Source organism: Clostridium sp. AM43-3BH (genome assembly GCF_003479985.1).
GTDB lineage: Bacteria > Bacillota > Clostridia > Lachnospirales > Lachnospiraceae > Otoolea > Otoolea fessa.
The window spans coordinates 146,312-161,465 of the sequence record NZ_QUIH01000007.1 but is presented as its reverse complement, the minus strand read 5'-3'; the positions used below and the strand labels follow the sequence as shown (position 1 = coordinate 161,465).

General features: G+C 48.7%; 10 protein-coding genes, 8 tRNA genes and 3 rRNA genes. All 21 read right to left on the bottom strand.

The features are described 5' to 3' along the window. Positions 1 to 102: 102 nt before the first annotated feature. A complete protein-coding gene (locus tag DW931_RS12255) occupies positions 103 to 681 on the bottom strand; it encodes a M48 family metallopeptidase (protein ID WP_338126583.1) in 579 nt (192 codons plus the stop codon). After that, on the bottom strand, positions 644 to 1,069 hold the full coding sequence (locus DW931_RS12250; RefSeq protein ID WP_022358685.1) for a hypothetical protein: 426 nt from the start codon (positions 1,067 to 1,069) through the stop codon (positions 644 to 646). The genes DW931_RS12255 and DW931_RS12250 overlap by 38 nt, the downstream gene beginning before the upstream one ends. A 620-nt stretch (positions 1,070 to 1,689) precedes the next feature. Next, a tRNA-Arg gene (locus DW931_RS12245) sits at positions 1,690 to 1,763 on the bottom strand. 156 nt (positions 1,764 to 1,919) lie between these two features. Continuing rightward, a tRNA-Val gene (locus DW931_RS12240) sits at positions 1,920 to 1,992 on the bottom strand. Positions 1,993 to 2,053: 61 nt separating this feature from the next. Next, positions 2,054 to 2,127, bottom strand: a tRNA-Asp gene (locus tag DW931_RS12235). A gap of 38 nt (positions 2,128 to 2,165) precedes the next feature. Further along, positions 2,166 to 2,239: transfer RNA gene (locus tag DW931_RS12230), tRNA-Ile, on the bottom strand. Between the two features lie 22 nt (positions 2,240 to 2,261). Then, positions 2,262 to 2,334, bottom strand: a tRNA-Asn gene (locus DW931_RS12225). A gap of 501 nt (positions 2,335 to 2,835) precedes the next feature. After that, a 23S ribosomal RNA gene (locus DW931_RS12220) occupies positions 2,836 to 5,723 on the bottom strand. 315 nt (positions 5,724 to 6,038) lie between these two features. Continuing rightward, positions 6,039 to 6,111 (bottom strand) — tRNA-Ala (locus DW931_RS12215). A gap of 7 nt (positions 6,112 to 6,118) precedes the next feature. Further along, positions 6,119 to 6,236 (bottom strand): 5S ribosomal RNA (gene rrf, locus DW931_RS12210). An 85-nt stretch (positions 6,237 to 6,321) separates the two neighbouring features. Next, a 16S ribosomal RNA gene (locus tag DW931_RS12205) occupies positions 6,322 to 7,852 on the bottom strand. The 16S, 23S and 5S rRNA genes sit together here with 3 tRNA genes alongside, the layout of an rRNA operon. Positions 7,853 to 8,029: 177 nt before the next feature. Next, a tRNA-Ser gene (locus DW931_RS12200) sits at positions 8,030 to 8,118 on the bottom strand. A gap of 44 nt (positions 8,119 to 8,162) precedes the next feature. Beyond that, a tRNA-Ser gene (locus tag DW931_RS12195) sits at positions 8,163 to 8,248 on the bottom strand. A 268-nt stretch (positions 8,249 to 8,516) separates the two neighbouring features. Further along, on the bottom strand, positions 8,517 to 9,212 hold the full coding sequence (gene rplA, locus DW931_RS12190; RefSeq protein WP_022359097.1) for a 50S ribosomal protein L1: 696 nt from the start codon (positions 9,210 to 9,212) through the stop codon (positions 8,517 to 8,519). Between the two features lie 67 nt (positions 9,213 to 9,279). Then, positions 9,280 to 9,705, bottom strand: a complete 426-nt coding sequence (gene rplK / locus DW931_RS12185; protein ID WP_022359098.1) for a 50S ribosomal protein L11 — start codon at positions 9,703 to 9,705, stop codon at positions 9,280 to 9,282. Between the two features lie 69 nt (positions 9,706 to 9,774). Continuing rightward, positions 9,775 to 10,293 (bottom strand): transcription termination/antitermination protein NusG, encoded by a 519-nt coding sequence (gene nusG / locus DW931_RS12180; RefSeq protein WP_022359099.1) that lies wholly within the window; start codon positions 10,291 to 10,293, stop codon positions 9,775 to 9,777. A gap of 17 nt (positions 10,294 to 10,310) precedes the next feature. Beyond that, on the bottom strand, positions 10,311 to 10,514 hold the full coding sequence (secE, locus tag DW931_RS12175) for a preprotein translocase subunit SecE (RefSeq protein WP_022359100.1): 204 nt from the start codon (positions 10,512 to 10,514) through the stop codon (positions 10,311 to 10,313). A gap of 58 nt (positions 10,515 to 10,572) precedes the next feature. Next, a complete protein-coding gene (rpmG, locus tag DW931_RS12170) occupies positions 10,573 to 10,737 on the bottom strand; it encodes a 50S ribosomal protein L33 (RefSeq protein WP_207722866.1) in 165 nt (54 codons plus the stop codon). A gap of 261 nt (positions 10,738 to 10,998) precedes the next feature. Next, positions 10,999 to 11,841: a YcxB family protein gene (locus tag DW931_RS12165; RefSeq protein ID WP_118469485.1), complete on the bottom strand. Its 843-nt coding sequence runs from the start codon at positions 11,839 to 11,841 to the stop codon at positions 10,999 to 11,001. A 187-nt stretch (positions 11,842 to 12,028) separates the two neighbouring features. Then, a complete protein-coding gene (locus DW931_RS12160; RefSeq protein WP_227589763.1) occupies positions 12,029 to 12,778 on the bottom strand; it encodes a ComF family protein in 750 nt (249 codons plus the stop codon). Continuing rightward, positions 12,775 to 15,141: an ATP-dependent RecD-like DNA helicase gene (locus tag DW931_RS12155; RefSeq protein ID WP_118469486.1), complete on the bottom strand. Its 2,367-nt coding sequence runs from the start codon at positions 15,139 to 15,141 to the stop codon at positions 12,775 to 12,777. The genes DW931_RS12160 and DW931_RS12155 overlap by 4 nt, the downstream gene beginning before the upstream one ends. Between the last annotated feature and the right edge of the window lie 13 nt (positions 15,142 to 15,154).

Here is a 15,154-nt window from a genome sequence, read left to right as displayed (position 1 = left end):
TCAACGTACGCCTCAGAAATTTGGGCACAACTGACAAAAAATCATCTCACAAAATCAAGCACAGAAAAATTCCGAGAGTACATCTATGTCTGTGCTTCTTTTCTATATCACATACTCCCTAAGCCGCCTGCGCCGTTCCCGCCAGTCCGGCAATATATTCTCCACCTGCGTCCAGAAACGCGCGGAATGGTTCATTTCCAGCCGGTGTGCCAGCTCATGGACAATCACATAATTCATCAGATCCTCCGGCAAAAGTGCCAGCCGCCAGTTAAAATTTAGGTTTCCAGCTGCGCTGCAGCTTCCCCAACGCGTTTTCTGGTTCCGGATTGTGATTTTTCCATAGGTTACGCCCATGCACGACGCATATAAAGCAACCCGGTGCATGAGCACCGGGCGCAGCTTTTCTGTGAAATTTCGGATTTCTTCCGCTCCATATGTTTTCCGGTTCCTCTGGCGTTCCACCGCTTCTTTATAATGGACTTCTATCCAGTCGCGGTGCTCCTCGGCAAACCGCATCGCAGCCTGCACCGAAGCCCTCCTCGGAATCCGGAGTACCAGGCGTCCTTCCGCCGTGATCTGGATGGCGATCGTCTTCCGGGAAGACCGAACCACCTCACACGGAATCAATCCTTCTTCCGGCTCATCAGATAACGGAGAATGCCATGGGTTTTGTATCCTCAAGTATTGCATACAATTTCCCGTCTCTTTCATCGATTGTGCGCGCTGCATCTTCCAGTGCGCGTTCCAGACGTTTTTCCAGTTCTTTCTTCTCATCATCCGCCGCTTCATCCCGGATTACTTCCAGGCAGTAATCATCTGCCAGGCGGGCAGCCAGCATCTGTACCAGACCATCCAATGTCTTCTCCGGTGTCTCCAGAATTTTCTTAAACTCCGGATCCTCCGGCTGTTCTTCTGTATCCATCTCATACGGATCCCGCTCGTTCATCTCAATCACATTCATCCATTCCGGTTTTTCATCGGCATTGGTAAAATTCATCTGACCGACCAGGCAGTCGTAAATCTCTGCCTCGCTCGATATCTGCTTCATATCTAACTGAACTAACTGCATCTCTTCTCCTTTCCGCTGTGTCAGAATCCGTGATGCATCTCCCAGCTTCTTCCCAGCCTTTCTATTTTATTCTGCCCACTTAAAACCTACGCGTTCAGCAGCGCCACCGCTGCAAAAAACGGCACCAGCCATTTCGCGACAGAACCAATTTTTATCAGATATTCTGTTTTCATAATTCCTCCACGCGGTCTTTCATAGAAACCGCAAAGCTATCTGCCTTGATAGGGACAGCCCTATTATTATATCGGTCATGCGGTAAAAAGTCAATTCCGGGCTGTCGTAAACGGAATAAAGAATGTGCTCAGGGTTACGGTTCGCACACGTGTGCCCATCAACGGGATTTTGCCGATACTGCACATTCCAAATCGACAAAATCTGCTGCCAGAACTGTATCGTACGGAATTTTCAGTTCAGAAAATTCCTACCTGTGAACAGTTGCTGCCTTGACACATTCTCGCGCCGAGCGCGTCGCTTGCGACAACCTGCATCTTCGCGCGAGTGCACATCATTGGCACGTTAGTGCATTTTTGTGTAATAGGAAATTCCTTGGAATTCCCTATTATACAAAAAAAGCACCCTCAAAAGGATGCTTTTTGCTCTCTGACAACCAGAGAAATCGACGTGCGTGAGAAGATTCGAACTCCCGACACCTTGGTCCGTAGCCAAGTGCTCTATCCAGCTGAGCTACACACACATACTTTTTATTCTTAACGAACAAGTCATATTATACAACTCATTCTGAAGAATGTCAACTGTTTTTTAGATTTTTTTAAATTTCTTTTATTGTTGATTCATTTCAAATTATATCGATATATCAACCAGAAATTCTTCTTACTTTCCGACAATGAAATGGGGCCTACAGGGCTCGAACCTGTGACCCTCTGCTTGTAAGGCAGATGCTCTCCCAGCTGAGCTAAGACCCCATTACGATACTCTGTCCCTCAATCCGCTTACGCGAACCAATTTATAACAGTCGTATCAAAACGACCCGGATGGGGATCGAACCCACGACCTCCGCCGTGACAGGGCGGCGCTCTAACCAGCTGAGCCACCGGGCCAAATATTAAATTATTTATTTACCTCATATTGGGTAGAGTGGACCTTCGGGGACTCGAACCCGGGACCGACCGGTTATGAGCCGGTTGCTCTAACCAACTGAGCTAAAGGTCCATAAAGTATATGGATCAAAAAACTCCCCGAGTAGGACTCGAACCTACGACAGCGCGGTTAACAGCCGCGTGCTCTACCGACTGAGCTATCGAGGAATATTGCTTTCCAACAACGTAGATAAGTATAACCGATTATATTTTAAATGTCAACTACTTTTTCAAAAAAATCGAAAAATCTATTCTTTTCATCGGATGTTACCGTCTTCTCGCTGCATGATCAGCATGACGCATCCTTAAATTTCGGGTTCAGAACTCATATAATCTTGGCAAAAATAGAAAGAGATAGTCTTTCTGACGACGCAGAAATAGCACAGCACTCAAAAAGAGATGTGCAAAACACCAGATACCTCCGCGGCTATAAAAAGCAGAAAACAATGAGTTTTCTGTCAACGCATACGTGCGCATCATTGGCACGTTAGTACCTTTTTGTGTAATAGGGACTTCCAAGGAATTTCCTATTACACAAAAAAACCGTCATACATTTCTGTACAACGGTCTTCTTTACATATCTTCAAAACTGCACACTGAATTTCTTCTACTTCTATCTTTCATCCTTCAGGAAATAACTTCCTCTTACCTATCCTTAACCATAACCTTTTGGTTAAGCCCTCGACCGATTAGTAACAGTCAGCTTCACGTATTACTACGCTTCCACCTCTGCCCTATCTACCTCGTCGTCTTCAAGGGGTCTTACTACTTGCGTATGGGATATCTCATCTTGAGGGGGGCTTCACGCTTAGATGCCTTCAGCGTTTATCCCGTCCCGGCTTGGCTACTCTGCCATGAGCTTGATAGCTCAACAGATACACCAGAGGCCAGTCCACCCCGGTCCTCTCGTACTAAGGGCAGCTCCTCTCAAATATCCTACGCCCGCGCCGGATAGGGACCGAACTGTCTCACGACGTTCTGAACCCAGCTCGCGTACCGCTTTAATGGGCGAACAGCCCAACCCTTGGGACCTACTTCAGCCCCAGGATGCGATGAGCCGACATCGAGGTGCCAAACCACTCCGTCGATGTGAACTCTTGGGAGTGATAAGCCTGTTATCCCCAGGGTAGCTTTTATCCGTTGAGCGATGGCAATCCCACTTTCTACCACCGGATCACTAAGTCCTACTTTCGTACCTGCTCGACCCGTCGGTCTCGCAGTCAAGCTCCCTTCTGCCTTTGCACTCTTTGAATGGTTTCCAACCATTCTGAGGGAACCTTTGAGCGCCTCCGATACCCTTTCGGAGGCGACCGCCCCAGTCAAACTCCCCACCTGACATTGTCCCACCTCCGGGTCACGGAGGTTGGTTAGAAATCCAGTACCACAAGGGTGGTATCCCAACAGCGACTCCGACAAGACTGGCGTCCTGCCCTCTTCGTCTCCCACCTATCCTGTACATGCAGTACCGAATCCCAGTATCAAGCTAGAGTAAAGCTCCATGGGGTCTTTCCGTCCTGGCGCAGGTAACCAGCATCTTCACTGGTATTTCAATTTCACCGGGTGCATTGTCGAGACAGCGCTCAAATCATTACGCCTTTCGTGCGGGTCGGAACTTACCCGACAAGGAATTTCGCTACCTTAGGACCGTTATAGTTACGGCCGCCGTTTACTGGGGCTTAGATTCAAAGCTTCGATTGCTCTAACCTCTCCTCGTAACCTTCCAGCACCGGGCAGGCGTCAGCCCATATACCTCACCTTTCGGTTTCGCATAGACCTGTGTTTTTGCTAAACAGTTGCTTGAGCCTATTCTCTGCGGCCACATCTCTGTGGCACCCTTTATCCCGAAGTTACAGGGTCATTTTGCCGAGTTCCTTAACAATGCTTCTCCCGCCGGCCTTAGGATTCTCTCCTCATCCACCTGTGTCGGTTTACGGTACGGGTACATATCACACAATAGCGGCTTTTCTCGACAGCTCGAATCCCGGACTTCGCTACTTTTGTTCGCTCCGCATCACGTCTTCGGCTTACTAAGCGGTTTTGCCAGCTTAGCACCTACCTCGCTTGCCCTGGTATCTTCATTCCCAGGTTCCGGTATCTCTCTGTGTCCCCACAGTTCTGATGATATGCAGTACAGGAATTTCAACCTGTTATCCATCGACTACGTCTTTCGACCTCGCCTTAGGCCCCGACTTACCCAGAGCAGATCAGCTTTACTCTGGAAACCTTAGATATTCGGCCTGGAGGATTCCCACCTCCATCTCGCTACTCATTCCGGCATTCTCTCTTCTTAAAAATCCACAGCTCCTTATCGGTACTGCTTCGTCTCTTTAAGAATGCTCCTCTACCAATGTATAATTACATTCCTAAGCTTCGGTGTTGTGTTTTAGCCCCGGACATTTTCGGCGCAGGACCTCTCGACTAGTGAGCTATTACGCACTCTTTGAATGTGTGGCTGCTTCTGAGCCAACATCCTAGTTGTCTTCGAAATCCCACATCCTTTTCCACTTAACACACACTTTGGGACCTTAGCTGTAGGTCTGGGCTCTTTCCCTTTTGACTACCCAACTTATCTCGTGCAGTCTGACTCCCGTACATCATTTATGCGGCATTCGGAGTTTGATATTCTTCGGTAGACTTTGACGCCCCCTAGGAAATTCAGTGCTCTACCTCCGCTAAACTAATACGAGGCTAGCCCTAAAGCTATTTCGAGGAGAACCAGCTATCTCCGGGTTCGATTGGAATTTCTCCCCTATCCACACCTCATCGCCACCCTTTTCAACGGATGTGCGTTCGGTCCTCCATTCCCTTTTACGGGAACTTCAACCTGGACATGGATAGGTCACCCGGTTTCGGGTCTGCACATGCTGACTTTACGCCCTATTAAGACTCGCTCTCGCTTCGGCTCCGGAGCTTTACTCCTTAACCTCGCCAGCATCCGCAACTCGCCGGACCGTTCTACAAAAAGTACGCGGTTGCACCTTAACGTGCTTCCACAGCTTGTAAACACAGGGTTTCAGGTTCTCTTTCACTCCCCTCCCGGGGTCCTTTTCACCTTTCCTTCACAGTACTATGCGCTATCGGTCACTAAGGAGTATTTAGCCTTGGGGGGTGGTCCCCCCGAATTCCCGCAAGGTTCCACGTGTCTCGCGGTACTCTGGATCCTGCCGCTGCCTATCGTTTTCATGTACGAGGCTTTCACTCTCTCTGGCCGGTCTTTCCAGGACCGTTCCATTAACGAATCAGCTCACTTATGCAGTCCGTAACCCCAGAGTGCACGCACTCTGGTTTGGGCTCTTCCCATTTCGCTCGCCGCTACTTTGGGAATCGATGTTTCTTTCTCTTCCTCCGCCTACTTAGATGTTTCAGTTCAGCGGGTCCCCTTCCATACGTTATGTATTGGCGTATGGATGACTGAGGGCTTCTCAGCCGGGTTTCCCCATTCAGATATCTCCGGATCAATGGATATTTGCTCCTCCCCGAAGCTTTTCGCAGCTTATCACGTCTTTCATCGGCTCTTAGTGCCAAGGCATCCACCCTGCGCTCTTATTAGCTTAGCCAATTGATTCACACCGCGGGTACGGTGTTCCGCTCAGATGCATAGCGTTGCATCTTTGGCTTATGGTGTTTACAATTAATAATTGCTTGTTTTTGGTTTGTTTGGTTACACTTTCGTGTAACACCTCGGATGTCTTGATATTTGTTTCAAACCTCTCGGTTTGAACTTTGTATCAGATTTTCATGTATGCAGTTTTCAAGGTACATAGTATGTTCACTCAACTAAACTCACTTACGTTCGTTAAGGTTCGTGAACTGCCTCGCACTAAATTCAAGCTTCGTCTTCGACTCGCTTTCATTCAGTTGCTTTCGGCAAATGGAGATGGAGAGATTCGAACTCTTGACCCCCTGCTTGCAAGGCAGGTGCTCTCCCAACTGAGCTACACCCCCATATGGAATCCGGCATCCACCTGCTTTCCCATGCCGTCTCCAGCATAGTATCATCGGCCGCTTAGGTCTTAACCATCGTGTTCGGGATGGGAACGGGTGTGTCCCCTAAGCGCATCGACACCGGAAATCTTTCATTTCCTGGATTTCAATCTTTAATTGTCATCCTCGAAAACTCAACAGTATATAAAACCCTTACTTCTTCTTCCTTAGAAAGGAGGTGATCCAGCCGCACCTTCCGATACGGCTACCTTGTTACGACTTCACCCCAGTTATCGGTCCTGCCTTCGGCAGCTCCCTCCTTTCGGTTGGGTCACTGACTTCGGGCATTACTGACTCCCATGGTGTGACGGGCGGTGTGTACAAGACCCGGGAACGTATTCACCGCGACATTCTGATTCGCGATTACTAGCGATTCCAGCTTCGTGCAGGCGAGTTGCAGCCTGCAGTCCGAACTGAGACGTTATTTTTGAGATTTGCTCCACCTCGCGGTCTCGCCTCTCTTTGTTTACGCCATTGTAGCACGTGTGTAGCCCAAATCATAAGGGGCATGATGATTTGACGTCATCCCCACCTTCCTCCAGGTTATCCCTGGCAGTCTCCCAAGAGTGCCCAGCCGAACTGCTGGCTACTTAGGATAAGGGTTGCGCTCGTTGCGGGACTTAACCCAACATCTCACGACACGAGCTGACGACAACCATGCACCACCTGTCTCCTCTGTCCCGAAGGAAAGGCGACATTACTCGCCGGTCAGAGGGATGTCAAGATTTGGTAAGGTTCTTCGCGTTGCTTCGAATTAAACCACATGCTCCACCGCTTGTGCGGGTCCCCGTCAATTCCTTTGAGTTTCATTCTTGCGAACGTACTCCCCAGGTGGAATACTTATTGCGTTTGCGACGGCACCGAAGGACTTTGTCCCCCAACACCTAGTATTCATCGTTTACGGCGTGGACTACCAGGGTATCTAATCCTGTTTGCTCCCCACGCTTTCGAGCCTCAACGTCAGTTACTGTCCAGTAAGCCGCCTTCGCCACTGGTGTTCCTCCTAATATCTACGCATTTCACCGCTACACTAGGAATTCCGCTTACCTCTCCAGCACTCTAGTTAAACAGTTTCCAAAGCAGTCCCGGGGTTGAGCCCCGGGCTTTCACTTCAGACTTGCTTTACCGTCTACGCTCCCTTTACACCCAGTAAATCCGGATAACGCTTGCCCCCTACGTATTACCGCGGCTGCTGGCACGTAGTTAGCCGGGGCTTCTTAGTCAGGTACCGTCATTTTCTTCCCTGCTGATAGAGCTTTACATACCGAAATACTTCTTCACTCACGCGGCGTCGCTGCATCAGGGTTTCCCCCATTGTGCAATATTCCCCACTGCTGCCTCCCGTAGGAGTTTGGGCCGTGTCTCAGTCCCAATGTGGCCGGTCACCCTCTCAGGTCGGCTATTGATCGTCGCCTTGGTAGGCCGTTACCCCACCAACTAGCTAATCAAACGCGGGTCCATCTCACACCACCGGAGTTTTTCACACCGGACCATGCGGTCCTGTGCGCTTATGCGGTATTAGCAGTCATTTCTAACTGTTGTCCCCCAGTGTGAGGCAGGTTACCCACGCGTTACTCACCCGTCCGCCACTCAGTCAATCTAGCTTCCATCCGAAAACTTCCGTTAAATTGCTTCGTTCGACTTGCATGTGTTAAGCACGCCGCCAGCGTTCATCCTGAGCCAGGATCAAACTCTCATGTTAAAGTTTTGATTCCAGTCAAAATTCGCTTGGCTAATTTTAACCGTTATTACTGTTGTTTTGGTTTTGTTCTGAATATCCTCTTGAACTTCAAGGCTTAACCAAAAGCCTTTGTTCTTAGAATTTTCAGGGTTTTACATACTGTTCAGTTTTCAAGGTTCCTGATGCTTTCGCATCGAACGCAGAAGGAGGGATTTGAACCCTCGCGCCGCTACTAACGACCTACTCCCTTTCCAGGGGAGCCCCTTCAACCTCTTGGGTACTTCTGCAGGTTGATTTTTATATCTTATGAAATTAATAACCGTTTTTGAAACGGAGAGAGTGGGATTCGAACCCACGCGCCCTTTCGGACAAACGGTTTTCAAGACCGCCTCGTTATGACCGCTTCGATATCTCTCCAAAAATGTGCTTAACCATTATATAATGGATATTCATTTTTGTCAAGGACTTTTTCACTTTCTTTTTGAAAGTTTTCACAATCACCTGTGCGTCTTGACTCTTTAATTTTCGTTTCCGCTTTCTCAGCGGCAACAGAACATATTTTATCACTACTAAAGTATAAAGTCAACTGTTTTTTTGACTTTATTTATATTTTTTCGACAATCGAAAAAAAGAGGACGAAAGACCCAAAAGTCCCTCATCCTCTTGATTCTATAACGTCTTCTGATTAGCCAATCAGCTTACCTACGTTCAGCTTAACGCCCGGGCCCATGGTAGAAGTCATGGTTACACTCTTTAAGTAAGCGCCCTTTAAGGTAGCTGGTTTTGCCTTCAGGATAGCGTCAATAAGCGTCTGGAAGTTGTCCGCTAACTGCTCCTCTGTGAAGGAAGCTTTACCTACTGGCACGTGGATAATGTTAGTCTTATCAAGTCTGTACTCGATCTTACCGGCTTTGATATCATTGATAGCTTTGGTTACATCCATAGTAACAGTACCAGCCTTCGGGTTCGGCATTAAGCCCTTCGGTCCAAGTACACGACCAAGACGTCCTACAACGCCCATCATGTCCGGAGTAGCTACTACTACGTCGAAGTCTAACCATCCCTCATTCTGGATCTTCGGGATCAGCTCCTCAGCGCCTACGAAATCTGCGCCTGCAGCCTGAGCCTCTTCTGCCTTCGGTCCCTTAGCAAATACAAGGATACGAACGGTCTTACCAGTTCCGTGCGGCAGTACAACTGCACCACGGATCTGCTGATCAGCATGACGGCCGTCACAACCAGTTCTGATATGAAGTTCTACGGTTTCATCGAATTTAGCACCTGCAGCCTTCTTCACGATGGAGATGGCATCTGCAGCTTCATAAAGGCTTGCGCGATCTACTAATTTAGCAGCCTCTACGTATCTTTTTCCTCTTTTCATTATAAAAAACCTCCTAGTGGTATTGTCGGGGAATTCCCTCCCACGTTACTGATAAACATCCCGAAAATTACTCGGCAACTGTGATACCCATACTTCTTGCTGTACCAGCGATCATGCTCATAGCAGCTTCAAGGCTTGCTGCATTTAAGTCAGGCATCTTTAATTCTGCGATCTTCTGCAGATCCTCTTTCGAGATGCTAGCTACCTTAGTCTTGTTCGGTGTAGCGGAACCGGATTTAATCTTGCAAGCTTTCTTTAACAAAACGGCAGCCGGCGGAGTCTTTGTGATGAAGCTGAAGCTTCTGTCAGCATATACAGTAATAACAACCGGGATGATCATATCGCCCTGGTCTGCTGTCTTAGCGTTGAACTCTTTCGTGAACTGTACGATGTTTACACCGTGCTGTCCAAGAGCCGGACCTACTGGCGGAGCTGGTGTAGCCTTTCCAGCAGGAATCTGTAATTTAATATATCCTGTAACTTTCTTTGCCATTGTTGGCACCTCCTATAAATTGTGGTAATTGCGGGGATTTCCCTCCCACAGGCTCATAAATGAACCTCTTTACATCATCTTCTTGATCTCTGTGAAGTTCAGTTCAACCGGTGTCTCACGGCCAAACAGTTCTACACGAATCGTCAGGGTCTGTCTTTCCTCGTTGATGGACTCGATAACACCAACGGTATCTTTCCATGCCCCTGTCGTTACAACAACCGTGTCGCCGACCTCAAAGTCAACAACAACGCCGGTTTCCTTAAATCCGAGACCGGCCATCTCCTCTTCCGTCAAAGGAACCGGTTTGGAGCCCGGACCAACAAACCCGGTCACTCCGCGGGTGTTGCGTACTACGTACCAGGTATCATCATTCATAACCATGTTGATCAGTACGTATCCGGGAAACATCTTCTTGGCAACCTGTTTATTGGCTCCATTCTTGACTTCGATAACTTCCTGCATCGGCACGGAAACCTCTAAGATCTGATCCTGAAGGTTCCGGTTCTCGATCGTCTTTTCGATGTCAACCTTTACTTTGTTTTCATAGCCGGAATAAGTATGCACTACATACCAATTTGCTTCTGCCATATTTCTCACCTTTGCCTTTACATAACGAAGTGCAGTCCAAACACGATTGCTGTGTCAAGAGCCGCAATGATAAGTCCCAGCGCAACGGAAACGGCGATGACCGCTCCAGTCTGCTTCGTAACTGTCTCTTTGTCAGGCCAGATGATCCTTTTGTACTCAGCTTTTAGACCTTTCCAGAAACTCTTTTTAGGAGCTTTTTTGGTATTTTCTGTATCACCCATTTTTGTCCTCCAAAGCGCTCAGGCAGATGCCCGATCGCGCAGAACCAACCAGTTACTCTTACTTCGTCTCTTTGTGTAACGTGTGTGTCTTACAGAATCTGCAGTACTTTTTGGTTTCCATTCTGTCCGGATGAGTTTTCTTATCCTTGGTCATGTTGTAATTGCGCTGCTTGCATTCTGTGCATGCCAGTGTAATTCTTGTACGCACAACTTCCACCTCCATTTTTCTTAGTATGCGATCTTTCCACTCTCCAACCGGAAATCTGGTTTTTGAGCATAAAAAAAAGACCTATGTTCTTCCATTCGCCCGTCTACTATATCATAAAAGAAGCGGCGCGTCAAGCAATAACTTGCCGACATTCGCCGCCTCTTTTATATTATAGATATCGTTTTCACTTAGTGCAGGCTGGAACCAGATTCTGCCCGCGCCTCGTATTTCACATTATCAGGACTTACAATGATGCTATAAAACAATCAGAAAGGTTTATTCATCCACTTTCTCCTCGTTTACAGCGTCTGTCTTTTCTTCCACATTTTCATGGCTGTCTGTGGTATCCGGCTCCGCCTTTTCAAGCTCATCGGTTTCTTCCTCATCCGCCGCCTGGCTTCCGATAAAATGCGCCATTTTTCCAATCTTACCCATATGGCTTGTATCCACGCGGGTGATCTCCGGCTCATCAGCTTCCACAACATCATCCTCAAGCGCTGCGTTCTGATGCAGGGCGCCGCCCTCCTGATTCTCCGCATTTTCCGGATTTTTTGTCACGGATGGATATTCTTCCGGTTTTTCCTTGGCATCCGCAAGCTTTTCATTCATGAATGTCTCAAACTGCTTTTGCTCTTCCTCGCTGGAAAATGCCGACTTGGCGATAAACTGCCAGGTTTTCTCGTTCGTCTCAAGCAGATACATCCGCTCAATCTCAACCATCTGCTCAATGTCGCTGTAGCTGTAAGTCTTGGTCATCTCCTGTGCCGCAACCGTCATGGTCAGTGTCTTCTCATCCAGCGTCAGATGTACGACTGGGAAATTGCCCGTCTTTTCCAAATTTTTAAGTCCGCTCCGTTTCCAGATCATACGCTCCTGGTTCTGGTTTGAAATCATGTAAAACATGCCGATGCCGACCAGCACCGCTATCACGATGGACGGTACAAGAAGAACCAGATTGCCCTTTGCCTGCATCACATTTTTTCCCAGAAAGAGAGCTAAAAATGCGACATATAAGAGTGCCGACACCATCTTCATTTTCTTGGACTCATGCTTAAGCACGTTCCAGTGAATCCAGTTTTTATAATCTTCCTTTTCCAGGCGATATTCAAATTCCTGCATTCTTTTTACTCCTTTTCTTTCTTACTTGAAATCTCCCCCTGCATTCCTTCCGTCTCCTGAACCTCTTTTTGCCTCTCCCGCAAACTTTTAGATTCAAATGCTTTCTACTATTCTTTTCGTCCAGAAATGCCGGAGTATTTCCACTTATAAGGCTTCCCTCTGCCTATCTTCTCTATCATATCCCACTTTAGCGTCCTTGTCCAATACAAACGGCAAAAAAGCAGACTTTTTCGATCCCTGCAGACAGAAGCGCCCGGGTACACGCTTCCGCCGTGCTTCCGGTCGTATAAATATCATCCACGAGAAGCACGTTTTGCACACCACTTGCCCGGATTGCCTCCGCATCTGCCTGAAACGCCTGTTGTAAATTCCGGAGCCGTTCATCTGGATTCAGCTCTTTCAGGGGTTCTGTATTTCGTATCCGATATAAAAATTCCGGGCACACCGGCATTTCCAGCCGCTCGCCCATCCGCTTTGCCAGAACCTCCGCCTGATTGAAACCGCGTTTCCGTTTCCGCGCCGGGTGGACCGGAACGGGAACCAGACCGTCAAACTGCCACTCCTCCCGATTTTCATGCTGCCTCAGCTTTTCCGCTGCAGCTTCGGCATAAAAATCGAGATATTCCCTCTTATTTTTATATTTAACCGCTGCCATCGAGCGCGCAGCTTCCTCCGTATAGTTAAAGAGTGCCATCCCACGCGCAAATGACCGGCGGTGTTTCACACAGTCTGGACAATATTCGATTTCTTCACTCCAAACTTCTTTTCCACATTTCTGACAAACCGGCGATTTGACAGGCGAAAGCCTCAAAAGACACGAAGGACAAATAAGCCTGCCCTTCGGCGTCACGATCTCCCCGCAGACCGGGCAGCGCCTTGGATATAGCGCATCCAGAGCGGCGCGGGGGAATTGATTCCATTTTATATTTTTTATCACAATGTCTCCATAATTTCTTCAATGCGGTCGCGCAGTCCCGAATAGCGCTTCTGTTCCATCTCATTGTCCACCATCTGCTGAAACACATACGGGACACCGACCAGGCAGACACAGGCTCTTGCCCTTGTAACCGCCGTGTAAATCAGATTCCGCGTCATCAGCATCTGCGGTCCGCTCCAGACCGGAATCACGACCGCCGGATACTCGCTTCCCTGCGACTTGTGGATCGTGATCGCATATGCCAGTTCCAGCTCCTCCAGCTGCTTGAAGCTGTACTCAACACGTTTTCCCTCATCATACTCCACGGTTACCAGCTCCGCAAAGGTATTGATCTCGCGGATGCGCCCAAGATCCCCGTTGAACACGCCGGCTCCCTTGTCCACCGGAATGCCGCTGCGGTTGTAGGAGGTCCACTCAATCTGATAATTGTTCTTGATCTGCATGACCTTGTCGCCCACACGAAACGTCGTCTCGCCATACTCTTTTTCCGCCTTTTCTGCCGATGGCGGATTTAAAAATTCCTGCAAAATGGAATTTAACCGTATCGATCCCAGCACTCCCTTCCGCATCGGCGTCATGACCTGTACCTCAAACAAATCGGCATGGACGTAATTCGGCAGTTTTTCACGTACCAGCGTGATCATTGCATTGATGATCGCATTCGGATCATCACGCTTTATAAAGAGGAAATCCCTGCTTGACTTTCCGATCGGAATGCGCTCTCCGGCATTGATGCGGTGGGCATTGACGATAATATCGCTCTGCGCCGCCTGCCGGAAAATCCGGGTTAGCTTTACCACATGGAAACACTCTGACTCGATGATATCACGCAGGACATTGCCCGGTCCGACGCTCGGAAGCTGATCCACATCACCCACCAGAATCAGACGTGTGCCGACATTGACCGCCCGGAGCAGCGAATGCATCAGATTGATATCCACCATCGACATTTCATCGATAATGATGACATCAGCTTCCAGCGGATTGTCCTCGTTCCGCTCAAAATGCATCGAAGTCGTCCGGCTCTTCTCATCCTCCTCTGGCATTCCCGTCAGTTCTAACAGGCGGTGAATCGTCTTCGCCTCATAGCCTGTCGCCTCGGTCATCCTTTTTGCTGCGCGTCCGGTCGGGGCTGCCAGCAGGATATCCATGTCGCCCTTTTCAAAATACCGGATGATCGTGTTAATCGTCGTCGTTTTTCCGGTACCCGGACCGCCCGTGATTACCAAAAGTCCGCAGTTGACCGCCTCAATCACCGCGCGGATCTGCAGTTCATCCAGCTCGATCTGTTCCTCTTTCTGGATGACTGCCAGACTTTTCCGAATCTGTTCTTCCGATTCGGAACCAGTGATGTTTAAGTCGTGCAGCATGCGGGCGGTGTTTAGCTCGGTATAATAGTAGTGTGATGCATAAACGGCGCATTCCGGGGCGTTTGCTATATTTGATACATTTGATGCATTCGGTTCACCCAAAACATCTGGCTGCGGCTGCATCTGCCCCGACACTGCCGATTCCGCCTGAACAAAAACATCCATTTCTGCTGTTTTCTGCTTTTTCCTCTCCCGGATCACCAGCCGTTTATCCATCTGCATATCCATCAGATGCTTGTCAATCTCGGAAATCTCAACCTGTAGAAGCTTTGCCGCCCGATCCGCCAGCTCGTCCTCCGGCAGGTATGTGTGCCCGTTCGCCGTCGCCTGATAGAGTGTATACAGGATGCCGCTCTTGATGCGGAAATCCGAATCTGCCACGATTCCTATCTTCGCCGCGATCTCGTCTGCCATCTTAAAACCGACGCCCGGAATATCGTCCGCCAGCTTATACGGATTGTTCTGGAGAATCGTGTACATTGCCGGACCGTATTCCTGGTAGATTTTAACCGCCAGATTGATGGAAATGCCATAATTTTGCAGAAACATCATCGCCTGGCGCATATCGCGCTTTTCCTCGACCTGTTCACCGATGGACATCGCCATTTTTTCACTGATTCCCTTGACCTCCGCGAGGCGTTCCGGCTCTTCTTCCATGATGCGGAATGTGTCCGCCTTAAATTTTTTAACAATCCTGGAAGCTAAAGCAGCCCCGACGCCTTTGATGGCGCCGGAGCCTAAATATCGTTCCATGGAAACAGTATCCTCAGGCGCTTTCAGCTCATAGCTTTCCACCGCCATCTGTTCCCCGTAAATCGGATGCTCGGTCATACGCCCGCTCGCCTCGATCATCTCGCCCTCTGCGATGTAGGAAAAAGTGCCAACCAGCACATATTCCTCCCCGTCGTCCAAGCCGCTGATAGAGAGAACCGTATAGCCATTGTCCTCATTGCGGTATTTTATTTTTTCAATATATCCTTTAACTGCTGCCATATTTTTATGCTAT

Bases quoted from the DNA above. Each gene is read 5' to 3' on its own strand.
- secE (WP_022359100.1), bottom strand. From the start codon at position 10,514: ATGGGTGATACAGAAAATACCAAAAAAGCTCCTAAAAAGAGTTTCTGG.
- rplK (WP_022359098.1), bottom strand. From the start codon at position 9,705: ATGGCAAAGAAAGTTACAGGATATATTAAATTACAGATTCCTGCTGGA.
- rpmG (WP_207722866.1), bottom strand. From the start codon at position 10,737: ATGGAGGTGGAAGTTGTGCGTACAAGAATTACACTGGCATGCACAGAA.
- DW931_RS12155 (WP_118469486.1), bottom strand. From the start codon at position 15,141: ATGGCAGCAGTTAAAGGATATATTGAAAAAATAAAATACCGCAATGAG.
- rplA (WP_022359097.1), bottom strand. From the start codon at position 9,212: ATGAAAAGAGGAAAAAGATACGTAGAGGCTGCTAAATTAGTAGATCGC.
- DW931_RS12165 (WP_118469485.1), bottom strand. From the start codon at position 11,841: ATGCAGGAATTTGAATATCGCCTGGAAAAGGAAGATTATAAAAACTGG.
- nusG (WP_022359099.1), bottom strand. From the start codon at position 10,293: ATGGCAGAAGCAAATTGGTATGTAGTGCATACTTATTCCGGCTATGAA.
- DW931_RS12250 (WP_022358685.1), bottom strand. From the start codon at position 1,069: ATGCAGTTAGTTCAGTTAGATATGAAGCAGATATCGAGCGAGGCAGAG.